We start from the raw sequence: 2,201 nt of genomic DNA, 5'->3' as shown, positions 1-2,201 counted from the left end.
GTTCTCCTTTAAGGCCTTTGGCTTTGTCTTTTAGTAATTGTTCAAGTTGTTTTTTCAGCTCGTTGTTTTCATCCTGAAGGTTTTTCACAGCTTTCAAAGTATCCTGCGGATTCTTAAGCGTTTCTTTTATTGAGGCCAAATTGGATTCCTGTTCTGTGAAATAAGCTTTTACGGCATCTCCGGTAATCGCTTCAATCCGTCTGATACCGGAAGCAATCGCTCCTTCACTTGTTATTTTAAAATGCCAGATGTCGGCGGTATTTTTAACGTGAATGCCTCCGCACAACTCCATACTTTTACCAAACTTAATGGCTCGCACAGTGTCTCCGTATTTTTCACCAAACAAAGCAATGGCTCCTTCTTCCATCGCTTGATTGTAGGTGATGTTTCGTCTTTCTTCCAGTGGCAATTGTTCTTCTATACGGGCATTGACAAATTGTTCCACCTTTTGCAGTTCTTCAGCAGTGAGTTTTGAAAAGTGTGAAAAATCAAATCGTAAATAATCAGGATTTACTAAAGATCCTTTTTGTTCGACATGAGCGCCTAATATTTCACGCAATGCCTGGTGCAATAAATGGGTTGCTGTATGGTTTTTTGAAGTTTTATTTCGTAAAGTGGTGTCAACCTTTGCCAAAAAAGTAGCATGCACATCAGCAGGAAGTTTTTTGGTGATATGCAGAATCAGGTTGTTTTCTTTTTTTGTGTCGAGAATTTCTATGTCCTCCCCAACACCTCCCAAGGAGGGGCTTACTCCCCTCTCCTTTGGAGAGGGGCTGGGGGTGAGGACACCCTTATCCCCCACTTGCCCACCGCCTTCAGGATAAAAAGGGGTGCTGTCCAATACAATTTGATACAGCTCGCCGTCTTTTTTGGAATTTACTTTTCGGTAGCGGGTGATTTTTACTTCATTTTCGGTTTGGTCATAACCCACGAAAGGTTCTTTTTTGGATTCACTTAACACCGTCCAGTCGTCTGTGGTTACTTCAGAAGCAGCACGGGAGCGGTCTTTTTGTTTTTGGAGTTCATCATTAAATTCTTTTTCGTTAAGGGAAAAGCCTCTTTCGCTGAGGATTAATGCCGTAAGGTCAATGGGAAAACCAAATGTATCATACAGTTCAAATGCTTTTTTCCCGGAAACGGTTTTTTCTTTTGCATCAGCAATAACAGTGTCCAGCAACTGTAAACCTTGATCAAGCGTGCGCAAAAAGGAATTTTCTTCCTCCTGAATAACCTGAGATATTAATTGTTTTTGTAACTTCAGTTCGGGGAAAGCGGCACCCATTTGGTCGCTTAATGTGTCCACAAGTTTGTATATAAACGGCTCTTTGGAGTTTAAAAAAGTAAAACCATAGCGAATGGCACGTCTCAATATCCGGCGAATCACATAACCTGCTCCGGTGTTGCTTGGTAATTGCCCATCAGCGATGGAGAATGAAACTGCTCTTACGTGGTCGGCGATTACACGAATAGCAATATCAATTTCTTCATTTTTACCATAAGTTGTACCTGTAACGCTTTCAATTTTTTGAATGAGAGGTATAAACACATCGGTGTCATAATTGCTTTGCTTGCCTTGCAGCACCATACACAGGCGTTCAAAACCCATACCGGTATCCACGTGTTGTGCTGGAAGTTTTTCCAGTGAACTATCAGCTTTGCGGTTGAATTGAATAAACACGAGGTTCCAGATTTCAACCACTTGGGGGTGGTCCTGATTGACCAAATCTTTTCCGGAAACTTTTGCTTTTTCTTCTTCTGAGCGAATATCTACATGGATTTCAGAACAAGGTCCGCAGGGTCCCTGATCGCCCATTTCCCAGAAATTGTCTTTTTTATTGCCGTTAAGGATGCGGTTTTCGGGGACAAATTGTCTCCAGTAATTGTAAGCTTCGGTATCACGTTCCAGACCTTCTTTTTCATCGCCTTCAAAAATGGTGACGTAGAGTATGTTTTGGTCAATTTTATAGACTTCGGTGAGTAGTTCCCACGCCCATTCTATGGCTTCCTTTTTAAAATAATCACCAAAGCTCCAGTTTCCCAACATTTCAAACATGGTGTGATGGTAAGTATCTTTGCCCACTTCCTCCAGGTCATTGTGTTTTCCGGAAACCCTTAAGCATTTTTGAGTATCAGCCACGCGGCTGTTTTTAGGAATTGAATTCCCTAAGAAATATTCCTTAAACTGGTTCATTCCTGCATTG

Annotated in this window: 1 protein-coding gene; it reads right to left on the bottom strand. The window is 41.6% G+C overall.

Features of this window, described 5'->3' with window-relative positions; translation table 11 throughout:
• A partial coding sequence (gene alaS / locus AC6F75_RS14065) for an alanine--tRNA ligase (RefSeq protein WP_500715719.1) occupies positions 1-2,201 on the bottom strand: 2,201 nt, incomplete at both ends.

Source organism: Planktosalinus sp., assembly GCF_059864935.1.
Note: the sequence above shows the minus strand (reverse complement) of the source record. Positions and strands in the feature narration are given on the sequence as shown.